Source organism: Streptomyces sp. NPDC002676 (assembly GCF_053592455.1).
Window position 1 is genome coordinate 46,103 of record NZ_JBSFVT010000017.1, and the last position, 24,741, is coordinate 70,843.

Here is a 24,741-nt window from a genome sequence, read left to right on the forward strand (position 1 = left end):
GCGATGCGCCGTGCCACGAAGGACCGAGGGGCGCTGATACGAACCGTTTCCGATCTCGTATCGGGGCGTGCGAAGTCGACCCGGTGACCCGGATCGCCAGAAGAAGTGTACGGGACCGGCGGGGCGCCGGGTGACGCACCTGTCCACAACCGGGCGGTAATCCACAGGTCCCGGCCATGATCGGCGGGGTTGCGCCACGCTCTGGGCATGCGACGAGTGATGCGATGCGTGACCTTGTGGACGGGTCTCCTGCTGGCGGCGGCGGTGACGCTGCTGCCTCCCCCGGCCTGGGCGGACCCCCCGCCTCCCCAGCCCCCGCCTGCCCGCCAGGCACCAGTTCCGGCCATCGGCCGCACCTGGCCGGTGGGGGTCCGGCCGGTGGTGCTACGGGGCTGGGAGCCACCGGCGACGGCGTACGGCCCCGGTCACCGCGGCGTCGATCTGGCAGCCCCGCCCGGCGCACCGGTACACGCGGTGGCCCCCGGCCGAGTGACCTTCGCGGGCCGTGTGGCGGGCCGCGGCGTGGTGTCGGTACAGCTGACGGGAACGGACCTGCGGACGACGTACGAACCGGTGACCCCGTCGGTGAAGGAGGGGGACGAGGTGGGAGCGGGCGAGTTGCTGGGCACAGTGGAAACCGCCGGCTCGCACTGCGGTACGACTACGTGCGTGCACTGGGGCCTGCTGAGAGGTGAGACCTACCTGGACCCTCTGTCCTTGCTGCCGCCGTGGCTGCTGCGGAGGGGTCCGTCGAGACTGCTGCCGGTACTGGGAGTACCGCTGCCGGCCTAGCTGCGGGCCACAGTCAGGCTCAGCCCCGCACTCCCCGCAGAGCCATGGCCACCGCCGCGTCCGTGATCACCGCGGGATCCTCCGCCGCCCCCAGCTCGATCCGCCGCACGGCCGCGTCCACAACCCCCTGGAGCAGCATCGCCGCCAGCCGGGGCTGCCCGTGTCCCAACTCCCCGAGCGCCTCGACGATCATCGCGACCAGCCCACCGTGCGCCGCCCGGATCTTCTCCCGCGCCCCGGCGTCCAGCTCGCTCGCCGAGATGGCGACGACGGCCCGGTGCCGCCGGTCCCCGACCAGGGCCAGCTGCCGGCGCACATACGCCTCGACCTTGCCCTCGGCCGACTCCACCCGCTCCATGGCCGCCGCGACCTCGGCCGCCCACACGGGGAAGTCGACCTCGCACAGCTCTTCGACCACGGCAGCCCGGGAGCGGAAGTACTCGTACACGGACGACCGCGCCAGCCCCGTCCGCTCGGCCAGCGCGGGAAACGTCAGGGCTTCCGTCCCGCCCTCGGACAGCAGCGAGCGAGCCGCATCCAGCAGGGCGGCTCGCTGCATCGACCGGTGCTCGGCCACGGAGGCCGCTCGAATCCTTGGCACGTCGACCACTTTACGGACGCGCTCCCACGAACGGGAGACGACTCAGCGCCGAGACTCGCTCAGCGGCCGAAGCCGGCCAGCTTGGCCCGCAGCTGCAGCACCGACTTGGTGTGGATCTGGCTGACCCGGCTCTCGGTGACCCCGAGCACATTGCCGATCTCGGCGAGGGTGAGCCCCTCGTAGTAGTACAGCGTGACGACGGTCTTCTCCCGCTCGGGCAGCGTGTTGATCGCCCGCGCCAAGAACCGCCGCAGCTCCCGGTCCTCGGCCACCTCCACCGGGTTGTCGGCGGCTGTGTCCTCCAGCGTGTCCATGAGACTGAGCCGGTCCCCGCCCTCGCCGCCGACATGCAGCAGCTCCTCCAGGGCGACGACGTTGGCGAGCGACAACTGGCTGAAAACCGCATGGAGTTCGTCGACCTCCATACCCAGTTCGGCGGCGACCTCGGCCTCGCTCGGCGTCCGCCGCAGCCGCGCCTCCAGGGTCGCGTAGGCCCGCTCGACATTGCGGGCCTTCTGCCGCACCGAACGGGGAATCCAGTCCAGCGCCCGCAGCTCGTCGATCATCGCGCCCCGGATCCGGGTGATCGCGTACGTCTCGAACTTGATCTCCCGGTCGATGTCGAACTTCTCGATCGCGTCGATCAGCCCGAACACGCCGGAGGACACGAAGTCCGCCTGCTCCACGTTGGGCGGCAGGCCGACGCTCACCCGGCCCGCCACGTATTTGACGAGCGGCGAGTAGTGCAGGATCAGCTGCTCCCGCAGCCGGTCGTCCCCCGTCGCCTTGTACGACCGCCACAGCTCGTCGAGCGTCGAGGGAGCGGGCGGTCGCACGCTGCCACCGTCGCGGGCGGCTGGGGGGATCGCCGCCCGGTCGGACCCGGAGGTGTGCTGGGGCATTCGTCGCCTTGTGCCGTTCTGCCGTGAAGTGCCATGAAGTGCAGTGAAGTGCTATGGGGTGCAGTAGTGCGCTGGGAGTGAGAGGCCTGTGGGGTCGTGGGATGAAGTGGGCCGCCTGGGTGAGCTGTCGGTCTGATGTCGAGTTGACGCGTTCTGCGCCGGGGTCTTCGTGAGCGTAGCGTGACTGAGGTGTCGCGGTGTGCGAACAGCGAGGCTCAACCCACGCGCGGGGCTCCTTCGCCGTCCGCGCCGACGCACCCCATGCGTCGCTCTGTGTGACGGCCGGGGGCGCCAACTCGGCCAATTCCCAAGGGCGTACGGGGTTCCCCCGGACGGCCGAACACGTTCGGTCAGCATGGGCGGTGACCGTTCCGGACCGACATCAGCGCCTGGCGTGTCAACTTCCAGCCGTCGCCGTGTCGTTCGACGTAACCAAGTGCTCGGAGTTCGTACAGTCTCGCGATGGCCTCGTCCGTGGTGGTCCTCGCACCCAGCGCGATCTCCTGGGCGGGGGCCGCGCGGTCGCCGGGCAGGGCGGCGAGGACGGTCCGGGCCGCCGGTTCCAGCAGATCGTGCGGGAGCACGGGCCCCCGCCGCACCGGTGCCAGCTCGCCCATGGCGCCCACGAGTTCGACGACTTCCGCGGCGTCGGTGACCAGGGTGGCCTCACCGCGCAGCAGTTCGTGCACACCGGCGGAGAGGGAACTGGTGGCCGGACCGGGCACGCCCATGGTGAACCGTCCGAGGCGCTGGGCGGCCCGTGCGGTGACCAGCGAGCCGCTGCGGAAGGCGGCCTCCACGACGACGGTGCCCCGGGTGAGGGCGGCGATCACCCGGTTCCGGAGGATGAACCGGCTCGGCGTCGGGTGATCGCCGGGCGGCAATTCGCCGACCACCAGCCCCTGTTCCGCGATCCTGCCGATCAGCGCGGTGTGGCCCCGCGGGTAGGGCCGGTCGACGCCGCAGGCCAGGACGGCGACGGTGGCCCCGCCGGCGGCCAGCGCACCCCGATGGGCGGCGCCGTCGATGCCGTACGCACCCCCGGACACCACCACCCACCCGCGCTCGGCGAGCCCGGAGGCCAGGGTGGCCGCCATGTGCGTGCCGTACTCGGTGCAGGCGCGGGCGCCGACGACGGCGACGGATCCGATCGCCCACGTCCGCAGGCTGGGCCGTCCCCGCACCCACAGTCCGAGGGGCCGGGCGTCCCCGAGGTCGTCCAGCTGGCCGGGCCACTCCCCGTCCCCCGGACGGACGAACCGCACCCCGGCGGCCTGCGCCACCTCGAGATCCCGCTCGGGCTCGGCCCTCCCGGCCCGCGCGACGAGCCCCGCCCACCGGGTCCCGCTCACCCCCGGCAAGGCCTCCCCGCCGCTGCGCAACCGCCCCACCACCTCCCCCACCCCGAACTCCCGCACCCACCGCCCACCGACCTCGTCCCCCGGCTCGACGACCCGCGACAGAAACACCCGCCCGAGCAACTCGTCGTCCGGCGGCCCGGCTGCGGTCACGTGAGCGCCCCGATGGCCATGGGCACACCCCGCGGGACTCCCGTACGCAGTTGCAGGGCCAGGGCGACGTCGGTGGCGTCCGGGCGGTCGTGGCCGACGAGGTCCGCGATCGTCCAGGCGACACGGAGGACCCGGTCGATTCCGCGGGCCGTGAGCACGCCCCGCTCCAGGTTGCGTTCGGCCTCGTCCATCGCGCCGGCCGCGGCGTGGAAGCGGCTGCGCAGTTCCCGTCCGGGCACCTCGCTGTTGGTGCGCCACGGGGTGCCGGTCAGCCGGGCGGCCGTGCGCTGCCTGGCTTCGCCGACCCGGTCGGCGACGGTCGCGGTGGCCTCTCCCCGGGCGCCGGGTTCGGTGAGCTGGGCGCGGCTGACCGGGTCGACCTCGACCCGCAGGTCGACCCGGTCGAGCAGCGGGCCGGACAGCCGGGACTGGTACCGGCGGATGGCCGACGGCGGACAGTCGCACAGCGCGTCGCGCTGGGAGAAGCGTCCGCAGGGGCAGGGGTTGGCCGCGAGCACCATCAGGAACCTCGCCGGGAAGCGCACCACACCGGCGCTGCGCGCGATCACGACATGCCCCGCCTCCAGGGGCTGCCGCAGGGCGTCGAGGACCTGGCTGTGGAACTCGGGGGCCTCGTCCAGGAACAGCACGCCCCGGTGGGAGAGGGAAACGGCTCCGGGTCGCGCGATGCCCGGGCCGCCGCCGACGAGGGACTGCATCGTGGCCGAGTGGTGCGGGGCGCAGTAGGGCGGGACGTCGATCAGGGGTTTGCCCGGCGGCAGCAGCCCGGCCACCGAGTGCACGGCCGTGACCTCCAGGGACTCCTCCCTGCTCAGGCGGGGCAGGACAGCGGGCAGCCGCTCGGCGAGCATGGTCTTGCCGGCGCCGGGCGGCCCCTCCAGGAACAGGTGGTGCCCGCCGGCCGCCGCCACCTCCACGGCCGTACGGGCCGAGGTCTGGCCCACGACGTCGGCCAGATCGTGATCCTGATCGTGCTGCGCGGCCCCGATGCTGTGCATGCCGGTGGCCGCTCCCGTGCCCGGAACCCGCAGGCCGGCCAGGAGTGGATCCGGGCGTCCCTGCTCGTCCGGTTCCTCCTCGGGTACGGGTTCATCGGTCAGGATCGCGATGAGCTGCCGCAGGCTGCGGATGCCGAGCACCGACACTCCGGGGACCAGCGAGGCCTCGGCGGCGGCGCACTCCGGCACCACCACCTGGTCGTAGCCGGCGTCGGCGGCGGCCAGCACCGCGGGCAGGATGCCACGGACCGGCCGCACCCGGCCGTCCAGGCCGAGCTCTCCGATCATGACGATGTCGGCCAGGACCCTGGGGTCGATCCGCTCGGCGGCACCGAGCACCGCGCAGGCCACGGCCAGGTCGAAGCCGGAACCCGCCTTGGGCACCGAGGCCGGGCTGAGTCCGACGGTGAGCTTCTTCTGCGGCCACTCGCCGCCCGAGTTCACCGCTTCCCTGATGATTGAGTGAGTTCAAGCGTCGGGAGTGACAGCAATTGAGTACGTGGCGAGTAGTGCGGGTACCGGACCCAGGTCGGTGGGGGACGCTCCCGGCTGAGGGTGTTTTGGGGGTTCGGGATCTGCCGGAAGCGGTGGCCCGGATGGGCCTGAAGCCGGGTGATCCGGTGTTCGTACGGCCGGACGGAATGGTCGATGCGGATCTTCTGGATTTCGTCCGGTCGAGCACCTTCCGGAATATGGAGCGTGAGTCGAAGCGGAATTACTCGACGGATATGCGTCTACTGCTGGAGTTTCTGTCCTCGCGGAATGTCGAGTGGCGGCAGGCGACTCAGCAGGACCTGGGGGACTTTCGGGACTGGCGGTGCGAGGCGCCGGAGAACCCGGGGCAGATCAGCGGAACGAAGTGGGATCGGGAGGCGGCGGCCTTCACGAAGCTGTTCAAGTGGGCTGGGGTGCGTCTCATGCCGGTGGATATCTCGCGGCCAGAGGACCGGGCGGCGGACTCAGTCAGCTCGCGTGTGTCGTGGCTGACGCCGCGGACCTGGGGCCTGTGGTCGGACGTCGGCCTGCGCGGCCACGGCCGAGGCGGGATACCGGCGCCGGGGTGGGATTCGCGGACGGAGATACGGAACACCAGCTTCGTGCAGCTGCTGCTGTCGTCGGCTCTACGGCGGCAGGAAGGCGGGTCACTGCTGACGTTCGAATTGCCCACTCAGCGGCTACGGCACGGGCGCTACTGCCATGGGCGAATAGCGGGGGCGGTGACGCGGTCGAAGAACAGCCGGGTCTTCTACGTCTCGGTCGATGCGGTCGGCCAGGTTGAGGCATACATCCAGTCCGAGCGGGCCTGGGCCATCGCGCGAGCTCAGGCGAAGGGCCGCTACGAACGGCTGCCCCAGATACGGCTCATCACCCGGGTGACTGGCGGGCTGAAGCCGAAGGTCGAGTGGGTCGACCGGAACGGCGTCGTCGGCGAGCGGGAGCTGAGCCGGCTGGGCTGGATGGAACGGCAGTCGCTGTTCCTGGAGGGGCCGGAGGGGCCGGAACCCGCGTATCTATGGCTGACCGAGCAGGGCATGCCCATGCCACCCGGGCGGTGGAACGGGGTCTTCAGAACGGCGAACCAGCGTTGCGAGAAGGTCCTGCTGACCGACAAGGAGCGGAAGGTCACCCGTGATCTGCGGCTGGCAGCGATGCGGGCCAAGAGCCCGTACGCCACCCCACACTCGACCCGGCACTCGGCGGCGCTCTATCTGCTGATCGTGCTGAACCAGCTGGTGGAGACCCGTTACGGACTCACGAAGGCCGAGAGGCGGGACTTCGCCCTGCTGTTCGGCGACCCGTGGTGGCTGGTGAAGACGATCCTCGGTCATTCGGACGTGGAGACGACGAAACGGCACTATCTTTCGCCTGTCGCTCACCTGCAGCTCGAATCGATCCTGGCCATGGCCGATACCACTGACGACCAGGACAAGGGCACGGAGGATCTGGACGGCGTCTTCGCCCGGCTGGCCCGGGAGACAGCCGGGATCCAGGACATTGACACGCTTCTCGGGGCGGCGTCGTGAGCGGCCGGGGGCGCAGGGCGGTCCCGCCGCCGCCCGATCACCGCGTCGATCCGCCGCTGGCCCCGGACGGGCTGGTCGTCACAATCACCAACAAGGCGGGCTACAAGAAGGAGTTCGACTTCGCCGAACTTCCTGTTGCTGAGCCGATGCAGCGGTCCCTGGCCAACGCGTTCGCCGACCAGTCCAGGAACTGGACGAGTCACAGATCCGGTCGGAGTTTCTGGTCGAACATCAAGTTGTTCACAGAGTTTCTCGCCAAGCTGGACAGTCCGCCGAAGGACTTGGATGGTCTGACCGTCAGCGTGATGCAGAGCTGGCGGGACGAGAACAAGGGCACCAGCAGCGGCAGGAACAAGCAGGCAGCGGTTCGCACGGCCCTGCGACGGGACCCTCGGTTGGCGACTGGGCCCATGGCGGAGGTGTTGGCCCGTCGGATCCCGCGGTCGAAGTCGAGCAAGCAGTCCTATGAGGAGGCCGAGTGGGAACGGGTGGCACTGACCGCTCAGCGCCAGTTCCGGTCGGCCTGGCTGCGGATCGGTGAGAACACGCGCCTGCTGAACCGCTGGCGGGGCGGCGATCTCGCCAGGGGAAGCCGCGAGTGGAAGATCGGGAGGATTCTGGACCACCTCGCCTGCACTGGCGATGTCCCCCGCACTCTCTACCCGAGCGGACAGTCCGGCGTGACGAACCACAAGCTGCTGGGCGGCCGGGGGCCCGAGCAGACGTGGGGAAGGCTCTTCTTGACCCGTGGTGAGCTCACCGCGCTGGCAGTCCTACTGACGGACAGGTTCGGATGGAATCTGTCCTTCTATGACCGTATGCCGGCGCCAACTGCGGCGCCGTCGGCCGGCGAGACCACCTCGGTGACCTATCAGGTTCAGGTCGAGAAGCGCAGAGCAGGCGGCGGACGGTGGTTCTCCACCGAGAACATCACCGATTCAGGAGCCGACTCGCTCGGGAGGCTGATCACTCAGGCGCTGGAGGCCACTGCGCACGCACGGGCCATGGCCCACCGGCTGAAGCCCGGTGCCGATCTTCTGATGGTCGCTCGCGCCTACCAGTCCGGGGACAAGCACGCGGATCTGGACCGGCCGGCCCCGCAGTGGCCCCTGACCTTTGGCGTCTCGGACGCGATGTCTCGGTGGTGGGCCGAGAGCAACGGGCTCGGCGGGGCGCCGTTCCAGCGGATCCGCCGGACAACGGTGACGGACGAGGGTCGCCCTCTGCAGCACACCCAGCGAACTCACGAGAGCGTCTATGTGCTGCCCGACAAGAGGGTTCAACGCGCTTCGCGGAACGTGTTCACCGACGGTGCCCTCGACGCCCTGGACCAGGCCCGAGCTGCCGTCTTCGGCGGGAAGATCGCCAACGAGCCGGATCCGGAGCATCAGGAGACAGCGACGGTGGATTGCGAAGACGAGGAGACCAGCCCCTGGCCGGCTCCCGAGGGCGGCTGCGGAGCGGACTTCCTGCTCTGCCTGGCCTGCGCAAACGCATACGTCCACCCCGGCCATCACCCCCGGCTCGCCCACCTGCACCAGCAGATCGTGAGTCTGCAGTCCGTCCTGGAGGACCGCATGTTCCGCGAGCGCTGGAACGATCATCTGCTGCGGCTGGAAGACCTGCGCAGGAAGGTCGGCTCGGGTGCCTGGGAGGCGTCCTTGGCCCGCGTCAGCGAGACCGACCGCACCATTGTCCAACTCCTGGTGAAAGGCGACCTCGCCCCGTGACCAGCCTTGCTGCGGAATACGACCCCTACATCCTGCCTCTTCCCGGCCCGGACACCCCGGCGGTGCTACCTCAGTGGATCAGCCCGGGCAACACCCACCCCAACTCCCTCTACTGTGAAGCCGTCTGGCCTCTGGGCCCGCTCATCGACAACCCCAGCACCCGGCTGGTAAAGATCCAATGGAGACGCTGTCCGGCTCTCCTACTCGGCGAGATGAAGCTCGTCACCTGGACGATGATCAACGGCCAGCTCCGGCCCACCTACCTCAAGGGCCGAGGGGTCGGAGCCCGGGCTAGGACATCCGCCCTTGACATTCGGGACACCTGCAACGAATGGATACGGCTGGCACGGTGGCTGCACAAGCGTCGCTTCACCAGTCTCGCCGACTGCACCGAGCATGTGTGGCGGGCCTACATCTCCGAACGCTGCAGCAAGATCTCCCGCGGTCACGCGGAGAAGGTCTGCGGCAGGTTGACGGATCTATGGGCGTTCGATCAGCTCAGCGCCCAGCCCGCAGGCGTCATCCGGCCTCCGTGGGAGGTCGAGGGAGTCGATGACTTTCTTCCTTCAGCTGACGACGCGGCGCACGGCGAGAACAGTACAGAGCCGCTGGACCCGCAGGTCCTGGGTCCTCTGCTGGTCTGGGCGATCCGTTTCGTCGACGACTTCGCCGACGACATCCTCGCGGCCTGGGCCGAAAGAGACCGCCTGTTCGCCGCCGCCGCAGCCAACGAGGCGACCCCGGAGAGTCGTGTCGCGCTCAAGGAGTTCCTACTGCCTCTCATCCGGTCGGGCTCTCCTCTGCCCTCCGTTCAGTGGAAGGGGCAGCGCGCCCCGGCCCGCACTTACCTATCTGCCCTCACCGGCGCGACCCCCAGCCAGGTGGAACGGTTCACCGCACAGCACCAGTTGTCCGCCCTGGTCACCGAGCGGCCGGGCCCGTGTCCTCTACAAGTACCGGTCACCGGTCGAATCGACGGGAAGCCGTGGCGCGAACACATTGACTTCGATGAGGCCGCCGAGCTGATGCGGCACCTCGGCACAGCCGCAGTTATTCTTTGTCTATATTTGACCGGTATGCGCCCACAGGAGGTGCAGGGATTGCGATCAGGTTGCTGCCCTGATCCCGCACCCGCACCCGATGGTTCCCCCGGGCGGCATCTGATCCGCAGCCAGCACTACAAAAACGTCATCGACGAGGACGGAACCCACGTTTCCGCAGGCGAGGAACGCGAGGTTCCCTGGGTGGCGATCGCCCCGGTTGTCCACGCGATTCGCGTCCTGGAACGGATGGTCCCCGACGGGGAGCTCCTCCTCAGCGCCAGCCACCATGACATTCCCTTCCAACGTGGATACAACGGGGTGTTGAAGAACACTGCGCTGAACGACCGGATCGATAAGTTCGTCGACTGGGTGAATCGCGAGGCCAAGACTCAGGGGCTGTCCGATCAGATCATTCCGCAGGACCCCCACGGAGCGATCGGGATGTCGCGGTTCCGCCGGACTCTGGCCTGGCACATTGCCCGCCGTCCTGGCGGGCTGGTGGCACTCGCGATTCAGTACGGGCACATGAGAACCGTCTTGGACGCCCGAACATCCAGCGGCTACGGCTCCCGCAGCCGCGGTGGCATCCACAGCGTCCTCGATGTCGAGACCGCCCTCGCGGCCGCAGATACTGCCGCCCGGCTAAGTGATCGTCTGGCCGCGGGGGAGAAGGTCTCCGGCCCGGCCGCCCGCAGGGCGCTGACCGCAGCCGCCACGACCCCGCGGTTCGAGGGCCGGATCGTTCCCGCGACGTTCGCGAAGAAGGCCGCCCAGTTCCTCGACCGGAACGGAATCGTCCTCTTCGACAACCCCGAGGCCATGCTGATCTGCGCATTCAAGCGGGACAAGGCACTCTGCGAGCCGGAGCCGGGGGCGAACGCGCCCAAGCAGTACGACTGCCGGCCCGGCTGCGGCAACACCGTCCGCACCGACACCCACGCCCTCCTCATGCGAGAACGCGCCGACCAACTCGATCAGCAGGCCAATGCGTCACCCGGCCCGCTCGGCCAGCGGCTCAAAGCCAATGCCGACCGGCTCCGAGAAATAGCCGATGCCCACGACGCCACCTCTCTATCCGCAAAGGCCAGCGCATGACCCTCCAACCCCGTCACGACGACGAGCGGACCCGGATCCGCGAAGCCATCGACCGGCTCCTCGCCGGGACACCGACAGCCTCGGACGGGAGTCTCACCGTCAAGGCCCTCGCCATCGAGGCCGACGTCCACCGCATGGCCCTCATGAAACGGCACGTCGATCTGAAGAACCACTTCTACGAACGTGTCCGGAACGAGACCTCACAGGTCCCCGAGTCCGAGAGGAAGCTGCGGGAGACCAACGCCCGGCTTCGGCAGACCGTCAAGGACCAGAACGCCGAGATCGAAGAACTACGCCAGCAGGTCACCCGGCTCACCCTCGCCAGTGCTGTTCTGACCCAAGCGAGGGACGCCCCGCAGCCGTCCTCGCCCGGGGCCAGCAATGTCACCCGGCTGCGTCCGAGACGCCGATAAGTCACGGGCCGTCCTGAATCACCTGGCCTTGGGGCCCGGTCTTGCCGGGCCCCAAGGCATCCAGTCCGTTTACTGCTGGCCGCGCTACTCGTCCTCGTCGAGTTCGGTGTCAGGCGGGAGCTGGGACTGCTGCCCGGCAACCTCGATGAGCCGATAGCGCCGCTGGCTTCGCCTCCCTGCAGCTGAGCGAAGAACGAAGCTCTCAAGCCTCACTTCGACTTCTTGATCCAGATGCTCTTTCACCACACTGACCAGCGAATCGTCCACGAATCCGTGGATCTCGCTGCCGGTCGGGGGCTCGAAATAGAAGATCTGCCTGCGGGTCCGCAGTCCGTCGAGGCGCCCCTGCAGCCGGATGATCTCCCGTTCTTCACGGATGACGCCCAGCCGTTCGCGGAGCGTCGCAGCCTGTCCGGCGGAGAGGACGGAAGAGATTCGCTCACCGGTTCCGCGTTGGACAGCCAGGCTGATGTCCAGGTTCGGGTTGGGCAGGTCGGCGATCAGGTCCGCGACCGCCCGCCGCATCACCGGGGAGGCACTGAACAATGAGTCCATCGACGCTTCGTCGTCGGGCCCCTCGGGCAGGGCCCGGACGAGTTCGACCGCACCGATCTCAGCCCACGACACACCGGCCGGAGCCAGATCGTCCTGGTTGTCCTCAACTGTCGGCGCGTGGGGCTGCAGGTCCACAATGATCGAACCGGCCATGGAAGCGGCGACGTCGAGCCGGGCAGCCACAAGATCCATCGGCTGCAGTCTGACGACGTCGGCACGGCGGACGCGTCGGGCCTTGGCCAGGCGAGCCACGGCTTTCTGCACGCGTTGAAGGAAGTCGCCCACCTCGTGAGCGGCGATCAGCCCTCCGTTGTCAGGGTTGGCGAGCCGAAACTTGAATCCCGGTCCGGCAGCCGTCTGCAGCAGCCCGAGGCCGCTGAACTTCACTGCCGAAGCCTGGAGGCTTGCCCGGGCGAGCCGGGAGAGCGGATCGGTCCCCTCAGTCGCCTGCAGGGCACGGGCATACTTGTCGCGAAGATCGTTACTCACCAGCTCACCTCCAGATATCCCTTAACCGCCCCAGGGACGAGCTGCCCATCAGGACCTTTGACGCTGGACCACGTCGCGTCCCAATACTCCTCTATCTCAGGAACACCGGCGACCACGGCGAAGCTGTCTATCAAGCCCCCCATGGGCTGCACACGGTTCGCCCACACCTCAGGCTGGCCGGCCTGGACTCCTTGGAGGGTGAACAGAGGGATGAGCCGCTCATGATCCTTGTCTGTCAGAGGCAGGTCACGGTCGATGAGCACGACCAAGTCCAGGTCCTCCGGTGGAGCAGCCTTATGAGAGCAAAACCCACCATCCACCCAGAAGGTTCCTCGTTCAAGAACGTCCTTGATCATGTCGGCGTACAACTCAAAGGCTCGGAAGATGCGTCTGCGGTGCTCGGCATGCGGAGCCTGCTCGACGAAAAGCTCTTCGATCTCGGCCAATGTCGCAGCGTGACGACCCGGCGGCAGCACACCAATTTCTGTGAGCGCTGGAATCACATTCCCCCCTTAGGCCAGCTCGCGCCGACCATCCGCCCATCCCAGGCGGCCACCCTATCTAGGGAGGCCATACCCAGAAATAGGAACGTCAGTATTGCGAGGGGAAACAGGAACCCAGCGTTGCCCCAGGGACTCATGCAGGACCAAGCCGATCCATCCCATCAGCACCCCACGCCGCCTCAGCCAGTACGCGACCCCCTCGCCAGCACCGGAGGGCGCCACACGCAGGCCCTCAATGACCCTCTGGACCTCGCAGCCCGCGAAGTCACCCGCCTCATCGGCCTTCGCCCATCGCATCCGCGGCAAGCGATATCCCACCGGTTGCGGGCTGTCTGCGCTGGCCAAGGCCAATCTCCGCGATCCGCGCACCAAGCCTGCCTACCCGTCGTCCGCTCCCGGCCTGCGGTGTGCACGGCATGTCGCCTGAACGCGGCGAGAACGACCCCCGCTGGCAGACCATGGTCACCGCACGAGCGCTGTCCTGGGGCGCCGGCAGCCCTTCCTGGAGGCATTACGACGGCAACACCCGCCCGGGCACTCCCGCCCGAGCAGCTGCGCTCGCCGAGGAGGACCTCGCCGAACTGACCGGTCGACAGCGGTAGATCGAGGCGGTCGAGTGGGCCGAACGCGTTCGCTACGAGGGCCGTGTCCTGCGGCCCACGCACACGGACGCCCTGGCCGCTCTGCTCGCTCTGCACTGGCACGGGACCTCCCCGCACCCCAGCAGGTCCGTGAGCTCGCCACCGCGCTCCAGGAGGCCGGAGAGATTCCTGCAGACCGTCTGGACACCGAGGACCTCTTCACCGCGGCGCAATGCCTCGGTCCCCTGCAGAACGCCGATGTCCGCGAACGCATCCTCGACGGCAAGAAGCTCACCAAACTGCTGCGCGGCAATATCGGCACCGCACTGCGGGAAATCACGCATCCGCACTGGATGCAGCATTTCTGGGCGACCCACAAACTCGCCATGACCACCGCCAACGGCGGACGCGACCGTGCCCGGTCTGGCTCATCCCATGGCTGCATTGCGGATCAGGTCCCGGAGCGCGCGGGCGCTGGTGATGGCGTAGTGGTCTGCATCGGAGCCTACGGCGATGAACTCGTCAAGATCGGGCCAGTCGACCACGCACTCCAACAGCCGCAGAGCGCCTGCATCCCCTGTATCGAAAGCCGATGCGCAGCTGACGCAGATATTCCGGATCAGATCCACAATGGCAGAGCGGAAGAGTCGCGGAGCCATCGCATCCTGCTGCCAGTAGATGACTTCACCGATCGCCTCATCCCAACTGGCCTGCCCCGCGAGGGCTTCAATGAGGCGACGGCGGGCCTCTACCTCGAGCAGTCCCGATACCCCCTGCCCCAGCAGGTCTCGGCAGTGCGATTCCGCTTCGGCGTAGCGGTGGTTTCGCAAGCAGTCCTCTGCTTGTTGCAGGCTTGCGTGTTGTTCGGCGTACGGAGTCGGCTCGATGCGGGACTCCAGGTCTGTGAAGGCGTCGTTGAGCAGCGCAAGCCTTGTAGCGATGTCCCCCGGGATAGTCGATGCCTGGATCAGCAGCCGCGACTCGATAGCCAGTTTCATGGCCGCCTTGGGGTAGTCGTACACCCAGGACCGCGCCTGATGGAGGACGAACTCCAGGTGGCTGATCGCGTCGCCGAGCGTGGTCTTGAGCGTCGGCCGTCTGGCCATGCCGAGCTCGTGGACCTGGATCGTCATCGCAGCCAGAGCGAACCGTGTCTGGGTGACGAGGGCGTCATTGTGCGAGCCGGCCCTCGCCAGGTAGTCGAGCTCGCGCAGATAGAGTTCCTCGGCTCGTACGGCATCTCCCTGCAGGTAGTAGGGGGCGGCGAGGTTGCCGCAGAGGAGGGCGGCGCGCTCGCTGGGCAGGTTGAGGCGGTCGATGTGTTCCAGGAGCATCTCGGCGTGCGACTGCATAATCTGCACCCGTTCCAGCTCGCCCAGCTGTGCGGGCCCGGTGAGCCAGCGCTCCACATGCCCGCCCAGTTGATCGATCGCCGCCGACTGTGCCGGGTGCTTCGCGAGGCGTTCCCGCATCAGTTCCTGGCTGACCGTATTGATGGACAGGGCACGGTCGGCCCCGGGCATCGTCTCGCCGTACGAGGGCGGCAAGGAGAGATCGTTTTTGATGAGCGAGAAGCGGGCCAGCTCGCGCAGCGCCTCCCCGATGTTGACCGTCTCCGGGGGAATGAGCACGGGGCCGTGATGCTCGGCATCGAGGTCCTCGACCCTGCTGATCGCCGCGGCGAGCAGGAGGTGCGCGGGTATCTGGTGGGAGGCCAGGTAGGCGGCCGCATAGAACATCTGCACGGCAACGGCGGCGGTGTCGAGTACCACACCGGGCCGGATTCGGGCCTCGATCTGGTCGATGCACATGTTGTGGGCGGCCGCGAGGGTGCGGGGGTAGCCCAGAGGCACCATGTCCTCATCCGCGTAGGAGCGCAGCTTGAGGTCCTTGAGGTAGTGGTCGACCTGGTCGACTCCCAGCCCGCAGGTATGGAAGTAACTGGCTCCGAGCTCCAAGGCCAGGGGCCAGTCGCCCAGTTCGTGTGCCAGCCGGTCCAGTGCGTCCTGCCACAGGGCTTCGTCGGTATCGCCCAGGTGAAGGCGCCGGGTCAAGAGCTGGACGGATTCGGGGCGTTCCATGGCGCAGACGTGCACCACCGCGCCGATGCCCAGATGGGTGGCCGCGTTCAGCGTGGTGATGATGACGTCGCCCCGGCTGGCCGTGGGCACCCAGGTCTCGGTCTGCCGCATCACGGCCACGTTGTCGAAGACCAGCAGCCAGCGGCCTGGCAGCCGGCCGAGGGCTCTCTGCACCGCCTGCTGCGTTTCATCGGGCCGGGCTTCTGGGGAGCCGACAGCCTCGGGGTCCAGCACGGCCAGTACCCGCTGGAACGAGCCATGGGTGGAGGCTGTGGTCTCGCAGTCGATCCAGCCGATGAAGTCGTAGGCATCGGCCCGCTCGGCGATGTAGAGGGCGGCGGCGCTGGACTTGCCGATGCCCGACGGCCCCACCAAGGTGGCCCGGCGCGTGGGGTGCGTCTGGCTGGCAGGGAAGGCTGCGAGCAGTGGATCGATGAGCTTGGGCCGGCGTACATCGGGGATGGCCGGGATCTTCCCCGCGATGGTGCCCCAGTCGCGTGTGCCGATGGACTGCGCCAGCGTCGCCGGGTCGACGAGTATCAGCCTGCGCAGCTCCGCCAGGGAGAAGGCGGCCCGCTCGCCGGTCACATCGGCGGCGCGGCCGAAGATTTCAGAGATGAGGTAGCCGGTGAGCAGCCCGGACGATGCCTCTCCCAGGCCTTGGTGCGCGCGATTGCGGATGATGCGCAGCAAGTTGCGTAGCTCTTCGAGGATCTCGCCGTCATCGCGCGGGTCGAATTCGAGGCGGCAGCGGGCCAGCCGGTCAAGCCCCTCGGCGTTCAGCTTCGCCAGCTGGTCCCGGCGCTGCGGGGCGTCGCTGAAGAGTTCCATCAGAGCGTGCCGCAGCACCTGCGGCTCGGACCCTGCCAACAGGACTTCCTTCAGCCGCTCCCCCTTGGCGCCTGGGCGGGCATTAGTCAGTAGGCAGTAACTGCCCACCTCCTGCGCGCTGTTGAGCATCTCCAAAAAGACGCCCAGCGCCAGGGCGCCGCTCATGGAGCCGCCCGCGGCCCGGCTCTTGACCTGAACCGCCATACTCACGGTCCCGTCCGCGTGCACCACGTCGAAATCGACCTTGTCCGCGCCTGCGTCGCCGGGTGGCGGGCCCTCCACCCGGACACAGGCAGCCTCCGGATCGTCGATCACCGCGACCAGCCGCTCCAGTGTGCGCAGGTACTGGTAATAGAACCCCCGTGCAGCTCCGCGCCCCCCGTCCATGCCCGCGGACCCCCTTCCACGCCTGCGCGCCGGACAGCCCCGGCCAACGGTATTGATCAGCGGTCTAGGCTATGGGGCCCGGCGGCACAGATTCGATGCATCTGCCGATTCTGGCCTGATCACGCTCCGGCCTGACAAGCGTGATCCGCTCGCCCGGGCCGACGAGCGCGACGGTCCCTCACAGCGCTTCCACCCATTCGATGGGTTCAACAGCGAGGTCCGCCGCAGCCTCACCCGAGGGCGCCCGCACGTCGCCGGCAGTCGCGTCCTGCGCAGGCTCCGGGACAGTGGCGGCGTAGGGGATCGCGCCGGCACAGGCCGCACAGGTGTCGGCAAGGTGCCAGGTCCGGCCGTGATCCGCCCGGATGAGCAGGAGCCGCAGCGGACCGGAACAGGGCCCCTGACGCCCGTGCCACGCGCAGGACCTATCCCGGCACTGACAGATCCGCAGATGCGGCGGCAACCGGGACTCGACGAGGTGGCCCGCGAGATGCCGGCGGACCTGCACGACCCCAGCAGCGCCCACCGCCGCAGCGGGCTGCATACAGGCGCTGCACGTCAGCACCGGCCGCCCCGCCGGACTGCTGATCGTGACGGTCCAGGCGCGTGCGGACAGGGCCATGGACATCGATCCCTCCAAGTCGTGATCGGTCAGTCGCCGCCCCGACGTCCGGGCGGCTCCGGCACCGTAGTGCAGACCCCTGCCCTGCCGTAGGCCCTCCCATACTGCTGCAAATAGGGCAGAGGTCTGCACTGCCAGGGCAGGGGTCTGCACCGTCGGATGGACGGGTGACGATCTTTCCGCCGCCGGAGCCTGACCCGACGGCGCTCAGACTTTCCCTCGCACGCCTGCGTGCGCAGCGCGGGTGGAGCTATGACGAGCTCGCCGCACGCAGCGGGCTTTCCCGCCGCACCCTGATCGAGATCGAACAGGGCCGAACCATCGGCACGTTGGCGACCTGGCATGCCCTCGCCCACGCCTTCGCCATCCCCCTGGGAGAGCTCCTTGGTCCGCTGTGCACGGGGCACGAACCCCCGGCATCCGATACCTGAGCCCAGCTGCCCTGCCGGCCACCCGAACGTGATGGCGCCTTCGCACAGCCGTCCTGATTTCGGATTCTTGTCGCCTTCCCGTCACCGCATCGGGCGGACCGGGCGGCGCGTACGTAGGCGACGGGCGGGTCCATTGGCACGTTTCACTCCGGCACCGTCCCCTGCGCCCACAGCTCTGTGGCGTGGGCTTCGAGCTCCCGGAGAGAACTGTTCATGCCCTTTTCCCCGACCGACGAACAGGCAGCCGCCCTGGAGGCATTCCGCAGCGGTGGCCATCTCGCCATCCAGGCTGGCGCCGGCACCGGCAAGACGTCCACACTCGTCTTCCTCGCGGAGCAGACGCCCCTGCGGCGTGGGCGCTACCTCGCGTTCAACCGGGCCATCGCCCTGGACGCCGCCGCCCGTTTTCCCTCGACGGTCCAGTGCAAGACGGCCCACTCGCTGGCCTACGCCGCCCTCGGCCACCGCTACCGCGGCCGCCTCAACGGCCCCCGCCGGCCCGGCTGGCGGATCGGACAGGACCTGGGCCTGAACGCCCCGGCCGACATCGGCCAGGCGGGGCTGATGCCAGCAGCACTCTCCAACGCCGCGCTGCGTACGGTGACCCGTTTCTGCCAGTCGGCCGACACGGAACTGGGTCCTCATCACGTTCCACGCCTGCGGGGCCTCGACGACGAGGACCATGCGGAGCTGGCCGATCTGATCCTGCCCTACGCGGTGAAGGCCTGGGCCGACCTGCAGGACCCCTGCGGCGGCGTGGTCCGTTTCGAGCACGACCACTATCTGAAGATGTGGGCTCTGACCGAGCCCGTGCTGCACGGCGACTTCCTGCTGCTGGACGAGGCCCAGGACACCAATCCCGTCCTCGAGCAGATCGTGCTGGCCCAGCAGGAGCGCACCCAGATCGTCATGGTCGGTGACTCGGCGCAGGCCATCTACGGCTGGCGCGGCGCCCGCGATGCCATGGCGAGATTCACCGGCCATCACCTGACACTGACCCGCTCCTTCCGCTTCGGCCCCGCGCTTGCCGGCGAGGCCAACCGCTGGCTCGCCCTGAGCAACGCTCCCATCCGGCTGTCCGGCAGCCCCGACATCCCCACCACGATCGGATTCAGCGCCGGCCGCCCGGATGCGGTGCTGTGTCGGACCAACATCGGTGCGATGACCGAGGTCCTCGCCCTCATCGCGACCGGCACCAAAACGGCGCTGGTGGGCGGCGGCGACTCCCTGCGCGCCCTGGCATGGGCCGCCCGTGACCTCATCCAGGGGCGCCGCGCCCACCACCCCGAACTCGTGCTCTTCACCACCTGGACGGCCCTGCGCGACTACGCCGCGCACGACCCCGCCGGCAGCGACCTGCAGCCCTTCGCCAACCTCGTCGACGAGCACGGCCCAGACGCCATCCTCCAGGCCGTCGACCGACTCGCCCCCGAAGACGATGCCCAGGTCACCGTGTCCACCGCCCACAAGGCCAAGGGCCGGGAATGGGCCCGGGTGCGCATCGCACCCGACTTCACGCCGCCCGCCAACCCCGACGAAGTCGATGCCGCAGGTCGTCCCACTCCCCGCCCCGTCGACGAGGCAGAAGCCCGCCTGGCCTACGTCGCCGTCACCCGAGCCCGCCACCACCTGGACCCGATCGGCCTGGCCTGGATCCACCAGCACCCCGACAACCCCGCCGTAACTCGAACGTGAACGCCCCCCGTGGCCGGGCCCGGCCTTGCCCGCTGATCTCCGGGCGCCATGGGGCCACGCCGCAGCACGGATGCTGCCCGCGAAGCGAAGGCGCCGCCACTTTGGGCAGCCGGACTCATGGGTGCACCGCCACGGTGCCCATCGCGCCGAAGACCCCGATCAGGCGATCAAGCCAGCCGACCTGTCGGGCAACCACGTGCCGCAGGCGGCCGGCCGGTTGCCCAGGCTACTGTTCAGCGGCCGCCTGGGAGATCACTAGTTGGTCTCCGTGGAGCGCGAAGGAAAGCGGTAGGCCGCTGCGGAGAACCGCCACCAGGTCCGCGTGGTCTCCCGCACGGACCCGGCCGCGGACCTGTCCCGAGGCATCGGATATTTCGATCTCTTCGGCGGGGCCGGACTCGGGCCAGTGCAGGGTCACCTCGGATCCCCACGCCTCCCAGGGCGGGTAGACGGCGAGTTCATATACGTCCACGGCGAGTTCAGCCAAGGAGTCCTTCAACAGGGCGCGCAGCAGGCTCCGCCTTCGGGTGCGGACGTATTCGATGAGGTCCTCGATCTCCAGGTCACTTGCCTGGTACAGCGTGCGCCACTGGGTGATGTGCTGGTCCGCCAGCCACCGGCGAAGGCTGGTGGGAGCGATGCCTTCCACCGCGGCCCGGCGGCCGATGGCGTGCGCGAGGGTGCGGGAGTGGATGCCCGAGGTGAGGAGGCGGATGGCCTGCTCGGTGTCGACCCCGTATCGCAGGCACCAGGCAGTGTCGGGACGCAAGCGCACAGGAGCCGACGCCTTGGTGAGGTGATCGTTGGTGAGATGGCTGAGCGCCCCGAGCGTCCAGGACAGATAGTGCTCGAAGGTCTCGCTGATATTGGCGACGGTTTGCTCCAGGGCCCAGTCGGCGGGGGTCTCGGGAAGCCATTGGCGGGCAAGTTCGGGGATGGGCGTGCCATCGATCCAGGCGTGCATCGCGTCCTGGAGGTCGACCGGCACCCGTACACGTCCCCGGGCGGCACGCCGGTCGTGAAAGACCCAGGCCTGGCGTCGTTCAGGTAGCTCAAGGAGCACGTCGAAGGCGCGCTCCTCGTCCAGGACCTGCAGCGTTTGGGCCAGGGTCAGGATGTCGGGCTCGAGGATGTCCCAGGCGCTCACCGACTGCGGATCAAAATCGCGCAGGACGCGTTCGGCCAGCCGCCGGGCGAGCCGGTCGAGCGTTTGGGAGCTCATGAGACTGGTGCCGGTCGTGGTCCACCGGCGCCGTGCGGTGGGCGACGTGGCCAGGAATCGCTGGTGGGTCTGCTCAGCCAGGTGCTGCCATCTGACCTTGATGTCGTCGGGGAGCTGCTGCATGGCCAACAGCCGGTCGACGGCATGCAGCGGGTCGCCCGCCGCGAGCTGTTCATCGGCATCAAGGACGAACCACACGTAGGAGATGAAGTCACTGGCCAGCGACTGCGCGACGGCCAGGACGCCGTCAGCGCTCTGAGCGATGAGTTCTTCGGCTTCGGCGAGGGCGTTCAACGCCTGCTCGCTGGTCAGCGCGGACTGGACCTCCAGGTCCGCCGCGGTGGGCGTGAACAGGTCATGATCGCTTGCGTCTATCCTGCGGTTGAGCGCGAGGAGGATCCAGCCTTCGCTTTCCTGGCCTGCGCGCCCGGCGCGGCCGACGGCGTTGAGCAGCTTCGCGGCGTCCAGCCCCGGAACACCGTTGTCCTGGGTGCGCTGGTCCTCGCTGAGCGCGGCGGTGATAACGACCGTGCGGACCGGCAGGTTGACGCCGTCGGTGAGGGTGGTGGTACTCACCACGGCCCGGATGCGGTCATTGCGCAGGGCATCCTCGATAGCTTCCAACACGTCGGTGGGCAGGGCCGCATGGTGGAAGGCGACGCCGCGCCGGGTACACGCGATGAGCGGGTGCTCTTCGCCGAGCTGGGCGCTGAGCTCCGCGGCGAGGAGGTGTGCCGGCTCGTGCTCGGGCAGATGCTCCGCCATGGCCCGAGCGGTGTTCTGCGCCAGCTGCCGGGTGCCGGTCACCACGAGCATCGGGCCCGCGGGCAGAAGATAGTTCGCGGCACGGGCGAACATCTTGTACGCCGGGGTGCTCTTCGCGTCCTTGGAGGACCAGTCCTTCGGATCGCGCTGACCGAAGACGAGTTCACCGAGCGGGTCGTCGTGGCTGGTCGTCAGTTCGGCGATGCGCGCGGCTTGTGCCGGACGGATGCTGATGCGCACCGAGACGGGCACCCGGGTCGTCAAGGGCCTGGTCTTCGACCGGCGCGCCACCGTCGTCTTCTGATCCCACAGGGGGTTGGTGGTGAGCAGTCCGTGCAGGCGCCGCGGACCCCGCCACGGGGAGGTGAACAGGACGTCCGGCTCGTCGGGGTCGAGCCATTGAGCCAGCGCCGCACCATTGCCGATGGCCGCCGACAAAAGGACCAGCCGCGGGGCATCGGGGTGCGCCTGGCAGAAGGCGAGCAGTCCTTCGAGAAGGAACCCACGCTGGTCCTGCGCCAGGTGATGAGCTTCGTCGATCACGATCAGTGTCACGTCGCCGAGCGCATGCTGGGGATCGTGGCGCAGCGCGTGCATGAGGCGCTCGGGGGTGACCACGTCGATGTCCGCCTCGTCGTCCTGCTCGGCGAATGCATCGCCCCACAGCGGGAAGTCCGGGGTGTCCAAGCCCAGTTCGCGATCCAGGACACGCAGCCGGTCGCGCAGCGAGCGGCGCATCTCACGGCTCAGGCTCCGCAGCGGCGACACATAGATCACACGGCCGGGCACGGTCGCCAGGTGGGTACACATGATCAGCTGGGAGACGAGGCTCTTGCCGGCGCTGGTGGGGACGCTGACCAACAGACGGACCGTCGCGGGATCCAGCGGGTTGGCCGCTGGCCGGGTGAGCAGTTCACGCTGCGGAGGCCACAGGGTGAGCACCGGCGGCGACGTCAGGGTGAATGCCTGCGCCACGGCACGCGGAGTGCCCGGGGGAAGGAGGCTGTGCAGGCTGCCTTCGGCCAGGTCTCCGAGCAGGTGCAGCAGATGGGCCGCCACCCACCTAGCGTTCAGGTCCCCCGAGCCGGCTTCGCCGTTGAGCACGCTGCGCAAAGCGTCCTCGGCCCTGGCCAGCCGGTTCCGGGCGCCGTAGGTGAGGAAGTTTGCCATCGCGGCGACCGCGTTGACGACCGCTTCGGCCGGGCCGAACAGCGTTCCGCTCAGGTTCGCCTCCTGCAGCTCTTCGGCAAGATCCGCAAGCTCGTCCCGCCAGTAACGCACCAGGGTGCGCACGGCCGTGGTCTGCAGGCCCAGGAAGGCGACCCCGGCCTCAAGGGCCAGCGTTTCGATGAAGTCCTGGACCGTGACCCGCGGTGCATCACCGGGCTCCACGGCTCCCAGCGCGGCCGGGCCGTGGCACAGGTGGCTCACCCGGCGAAAGACGGCCGTGGCATTGGGATCCTGACCCGCGCGCCGAAAGCCCACCTGCGCGGCGAAGGCGAGCGACAGCAGCTCCGCGGGTCCCCGCTCCGTCCCGGCGAGCGCAAGATCGAAGATGTGGGCACTGACCGCGAACGCATGGCGCTGCCGCGTCGGCGTGTACAGCTCGGCCGCCTCAGACAGCGCACACACGCCGTGGAGGTACCAGGCCGTGCTCAACACCCCGTCGTCGATGGCGAAACGGTTCATGATCGCCCCGACCTCGATGTCGGCGATGAGGCGCATCAGCTCCTCGGGGCTGGGCAGCTGATCCGGCTGGGGCGGTCCGAGGGCGTCCCGCAGCGCAGGCAGGTTCAGAGTGCGCTCCACAGGTACCCCCTCACCTGGGAGGCGAATGCGGAGAAGTCCTCGACCGCGACGATCAACCCGCGCAGCTGACCGGGATGTACCAGATTGGGGAGGTAGGTGGGCACTTGAGAGAAGGCGGAGCGCTTCGGTGTGCTGGCCGTATTGGTCGACACGCTCACGCCGGCCCCGCCGCGGGGGTCGGCGCGCATCCACAGCTCGGTCAGCTCGCTCATGAGCAGGCCGAGATCGCCGGGAAGGGCGGAGTTCGCCCACGAGATCTTCGCGACGTACTCGTCTCCCCGCTGGGCCAACTGGGTCGCGGCCGACGTGATAGTGCCGCTGACCGAGCCGCCGCCGGTGAACTTCTTGATCTCCCACAGCTTGAAGATCAACGACGTGTCGGTTGCTGCAGCGATGCGGTGGACGGCGAATCCGTCCGCGCCGCCCTCGGTCACACTCCAGCTGGGCGCCTCCAGCAAGGCCAGCTCATGGCCGGTCGTGCGCTCCTCGCGCGTCAGCAGGTACCACAGCCACTCGCCGACGTGGCCGGGTACGTGATCGTCGGCGTCCGTGCCCGTGGGCGGCAGCCCGAACACAGGCTGCACGAAGGGCTTGACCAGCCGGGCTTCCTCGCCTGACAGCGCCTTGGCCGCCAGCGCCGCATCCCGCCACCACCGGTACGCGCGTGAATGTCCGGCGCGGTTGTGCATCACCGCGTCGGCGATGATCCAGGCGACCGCGGCCCGCTCGGTCACATCGTCATCGGCGAAGCCGATGAGCTGCCACGGACAGACCGCGTCGACGGCTTGGGCCGTCCGCGTCATGAACGGGGAAACCTCGTAGCCATGCACGGCTGCCGCCTGATCGGCATCGGCAGCGGACACTGCAAGAACGCCCTGTTGTGGCACCGCGGCCCCCGCCCTGCCCGTTTGCGACGCCCCGAGCGGAAATACGGCACAGGAGCGTTCCCCGATCACACGATGATACGTACATACACGGTTGCCTCTGGGGGCTATCCTCGCTTCGCCGGGGGCATCCGTAGCGATCATGGCCGACACACGGTACTGCCGGAGCCCGGGAAGGCGGGCCCAGGTGTCCCCCGGCGATGTCGGGGGAACAGCAGGCTTGCCCGCCCGCCTCCGAGGAGGCTGCCAGTCCCGTCGACGCGGCCCGTGACCGTATGGACACAGCACAGGCCCGGGCGGGGCCCGCGCTTACGGCGGTGCACTCGGCGGGCCGTGTGTGGCACGGAACTCGGCGAGCGACTGCTCGACACCGGCGACGGTCAGCCGCCAGAAGTCCCAGCCGTGCATTTGGAGCAGCCGGTGCTCCTGGACCCGGCCCGGATCGGCGATCCCGACCTGCTCGGGTTCGACACCGCCGGCTTCGCCCGGCGCAGTCATGCCCCCTACTCACAGGCCGAGTCACAACGCGGGGTCTGCCGCGCTGATGAGACCATCCGGGATTCTGGCGCTCAACGCCACCCAAATCACCGAGCAACGCCGCCGCCTCATGAAAGGACGTCACCACCCTGGCTCGAATACCAGGCCAGCCCGGCATCCAAGAAATGATCGACGAGCGAGTGGTCCCTACCGCACAGTGGAGCGCAGCGGCGGCTGCCGCACTGGCTCTGCAGCGCGCCTGCGACCGACAGACGGACG

General features: G+C 68.8%; 18 protein-coding genes and 1 pseudogene. 8 read left to right on the plus strand and 11 right to left on the minus strand.

Annotated features, from left to right (window positions below):
• Positions 1-219: 219 nt before the first annotated feature.
• Complete coding sequence (locus ACWD3E_RS33295; RefSeq protein ID WP_451391339.1) at positions 220-792, plus strand: murein hydrolase activator EnvC family protein; 573 nt, start codon at positions 220-222, stop codon at positions 790-792.
• Between the two features lie 19 nt (positions 793-811).
• On the opposite strand, the gene ACWD3E_RS33300 is transcribed toward ACWD3E_RS33295, so the two are convergent.
• From ACWD3E_RS33300 to ACWD3E_RS33315, 4 genes and pseudogenes are all read right to left on the minus strand, one after another.
• Entirely contained in the window at positions 812-1,369 is a 558-nt protein-coding gene (locus ACWD3E_RS33300; RefSeq protein ID WP_451391340.1) for a TetR/AcrR family transcriptional regulator, read from the minus strand.
• Between the two features lie 83 nt (positions 1,370-1,452).
• On the minus strand, positions 1,453-2,295 hold the full coding sequence (gene whiG / locus ACWD3E_RS33305; RefSeq protein WP_451391265.1) for an RNA polymerase sigma factor WhiG: 843 nt from the start codon (positions 2,293-2,295) through the stop codon (positions 1,453-1,455).
• 350 nt (positions 2,296-2,645) lie between these two features.
• On the minus strand, positions 2,646-3,806 hold the full coding sequence (dprA, locus tag ACWD3E_RS33310; protein ID WP_451391266.1) for a DNA-processing protein DprA: 1,161 nt from the start codon (positions 3,804-3,806) through the stop codon (positions 2,646-2,648).
• Positions 3,803-5,269: pseudogene (locus ACWD3E_RS33315) on the minus strand (YifB family Mg chelatase-like AAA ATPase); the annotation flags it as partial. The gene dprA and the pseudogene ACWD3E_RS33315, both read right to left, overlap by 4 nt.
• A 152-nt stretch (positions 5,270-5,421) precedes the next feature.
• On the opposite strand from ACWD3E_RS33315, the gene ACWD3E_RS33320 reads away from it, so the two are divergent.
• Genes ACWD3E_RS33320 through ACWD3E_RS33335 form a run of 4 tightly spaced genes read left to right on the plus strand, consistent with a single transcriptional unit; the run spans position 5,422 to position 11,130 of the window.
• On the plus strand, positions 5,422-6,849 hold the full coding sequence (locus ACWD3E_RS33320; RefSeq protein WP_451391267.1) for a site-specific integrase: 1,428 nt from the start codon (positions 5,422-5,424) through the stop codon (positions 6,847-6,849).
• Positions 6,846-8,579: a hypothetical protein gene (locus tag ACWD3E_RS33325; protein WP_451391268.1), complete on the plus strand. Its 1,734-nt coding sequence runs from the start codon at positions 6,846-6,848 to the stop codon at positions 8,577-8,579. The genes ACWD3E_RS33320 and ACWD3E_RS33325 overlap by 4 nt, the downstream gene beginning before the upstream one ends.
• Complete coding sequence (locus ACWD3E_RS33330) at positions 8,576-10,717, plus strand: integrase (protein WP_451391269.1); 2,142 nt, start codon at positions 8,576-8,578, stop codon at positions 10,715-10,717. Before ACWD3E_RS33325 ends, ACWD3E_RS33330 begins: the two co-directional genes overlap by 4 nt.
• The gene (locus ACWD3E_RS33335) at positions 10,714-11,130 is read left to right on the plus strand and encodes a hypothetical protein (protein WP_451391270.1); all 417 of its coding nucleotides are present in this window, start codon (positions 10,714-10,716) and stop codon (positions 11,128-11,130) included. The genes ACWD3E_RS33330 and ACWD3E_RS33335 overlap by 4 nt, the downstream gene beginning before the upstream one ends.
• Positions 11,131-11,214: 84 nt before the next feature.
• On the opposite strand, the gene ACWD3E_RS33340 is transcribed toward ACWD3E_RS33335, so the two are convergent.
• Both ACWD3E_RS33340 and ACWD3E_RS33345 read right to left on the minus strand, forming a co-directional pair.
• Positions 11,215-12,174, minus strand: a complete 960-nt coding sequence (locus tag ACWD3E_RS33340) for a hypothetical protein (RefSeq protein WP_451391271.1) — start codon at positions 12,172-12,174, stop codon at positions 11,215-11,217.
• Positions 12,171-12,677, minus strand: coding sequence for a DUF6932 family protein (locus tag ACWD3E_RS33345; protein ID WP_451391272.1), 507 nt, complete (start codon positions 12,675-12,677; stop codon positions 12,171-12,173). The genes ACWD3E_RS33340 and ACWD3E_RS33345 overlap by 4 nt, the downstream gene beginning before the upstream one ends.
• Before the next feature lie 416 nt (positions 12,678-13,093).
• Here ACWD3E_RS33345 and ACWD3E_RS33350 point away from each other — a divergent pair, with 416 nt between their 5' ends.
• Positions 13,094-13,279, plus strand: a complete 186-nt coding sequence (locus ACWD3E_RS33350; RefSeq protein WP_451391273.1) for a hypothetical protein — start codon at positions 13,094-13,096, stop codon at positions 13,277-13,279.
• Positions 13,280-13,686: 407 nt separating this feature from the next.
• Here the strand turns inward: ACWD3E_RS33350 and ACWD3E_RS33355 are convergent, their stop codons facing one another.
• Positions 13,687-16,557 carry a hypothetical protein gene (locus tag ACWD3E_RS33355; protein ID WP_451391274.1) on the minus strand — a complete coding sequence of 957 codons (2,871 nt, stop codon included), beginning with the start codon at positions 16,555-16,557 and terminating at the stop codon, positions 13,687-13,689.
• Positions 16,558-16,735: 178 nt separating this feature from the next.
• Positions 16,736-17,185 (minus strand): hypothetical protein, encoded by a 450-nt coding sequence (locus tag ACWD3E_RS33360; RefSeq protein WP_451391275.1) that lies wholly within the window; start codon positions 17,183-17,185, stop codon positions 16,736-16,738.
• A gap of 161 nt (positions 17,186-17,346) precedes the next feature.
• On the opposite strand from ACWD3E_RS33360, the gene ACWD3E_RS33365 reads away from it, so the two are divergent.
• Together ACWD3E_RS33365 and ACWD3E_RS33370 are read left to right on the plus strand one after the other, a co-directional pair.
• Positions 17,347-17,610 (plus strand): helix-turn-helix transcriptional regulator, encoded by a 264-nt coding sequence (locus tag ACWD3E_RS33365; protein WP_451391276.1) that lies wholly within the window; start codon positions 17,347-17,349, stop codon positions 17,608-17,610.
• Positions 17,611-17,823: 213 nt separating this feature from the next.
• On the plus strand, positions 17,824-19,305 hold the full coding sequence (locus ACWD3E_RS33370) for a UvrD-helicase domain-containing protein (RefSeq protein ID WP_451391277.1): 1,482 nt from the start codon (positions 17,824-17,826) through the stop codon (positions 19,303-19,305).
• 226 nt (positions 19,306-19,531) lie between these two features.
• On the opposite strand, the gene ACWD3E_RS33375 is transcribed toward ACWD3E_RS33370, so the two are convergent.
• The 3 genes from ACWD3E_RS33375 to ACWD3E_RS33385 all read right to left on the minus strand — a co-directional run bounded on the left by ACWD3E_RS33375 (position 19,532) and on the right by ACWD3E_RS33385 (position 24,483).
• Positions 19,532-23,017: a DEAD/DEAH box helicase gene (locus ACWD3E_RS33375; protein ID WP_451391341.1), complete on the minus strand. Its 3,486-nt coding sequence runs from the start codon at positions 23,015-23,017 to the stop codon at positions 19,532-19,534.
• Between the two features lie 68 nt (positions 23,018-23,085).
• Entirely contained in the window at positions 23,086-24,057 is a 972-nt protein-coding gene (locus ACWD3E_RS33380; RefSeq protein ID WP_451391278.1) for a hypothetical protein, read from the minus strand.
• A gap of 237 nt (positions 24,058-24,294) precedes the next feature.
• On the minus strand, positions 24,295-24,483 hold the full coding sequence (locus tag ACWD3E_RS33385; protein ID WP_451391279.1) for a hypothetical protein: 189 nt from the start codon (positions 24,481-24,483) through the stop codon (positions 24,295-24,297).
• Positions 24,484-24,741 lie beyond the last annotated feature (258 nt).

Coding starts and splice junctions, on each gene's coding strand:
- ACWD3E_RS33295 (WP_451391339.1), top strand. CDS start 220: ATGCGATGCGTGACCTTGTGGACGGGTCTCCTGCTGGCGGCGGCGGTG.
- whiG (WP_451391265.1), bottom strand. CDS start 2,295: ATGCCCCAGCACACCTCCGGGTCCGACCGGGCGGCGATCCCCCCAGCC.
- ACWD3E_RS33320 (WP_451391267.1), top strand. CDS start 5,422: ATGGGCCTGAAGCCGGGTGATCCGGTGTTCGTACGGCCGGACGGAATG.
- ACWD3E_RS33335 (WP_451391270.1), top strand. CDS start 10,714: ATGACCCTCCAACCCCGTCACGACGACGAGCGGACCCGGATCCGCGAA.
- ACWD3E_RS33350 (WP_451391273.1), top strand. CDS start 13,094: ATGTCGCCTGAACGCGGCGAGAACGACCCCCGCTGGCAGACCATGGTC.
- ACWD3E_RS33355 (WP_451391274.1), bottom strand. CDS start 16,557: ATGGACGGGGGGCGCGGAGCTGCACGGGGGTTCTATTACCAGTACCTG.
- ACWD3E_RS33360 (WP_451391275.1), bottom strand. CDS start 17,185: ATGTCCATGGCCCTGTCCGCACGCGCCTGGACCGTCACGATCAGCAGT.
- ACWD3E_RS33370 (WP_451391277.1), top strand. CDS start 17,824: ATGCCCTTTTCCCCGACCGACGAACAGGCAGCCGCCCTGGAGGCATTC.
- ACWD3E_RS33375 (WP_451391341.1), bottom strand. CDS start 23,017: ATGCGCCTCATCGCCGACATCGAGGTCGGGGCGATCATGAACCGTTTC.
- ACWD3E_RS33385 (WP_451391279.1), bottom strand. CDS start 24,483: ATGACTGCGCCGGGCGAAGCCGGCGGTGTCGAACCCGAGCAGGTCGGG.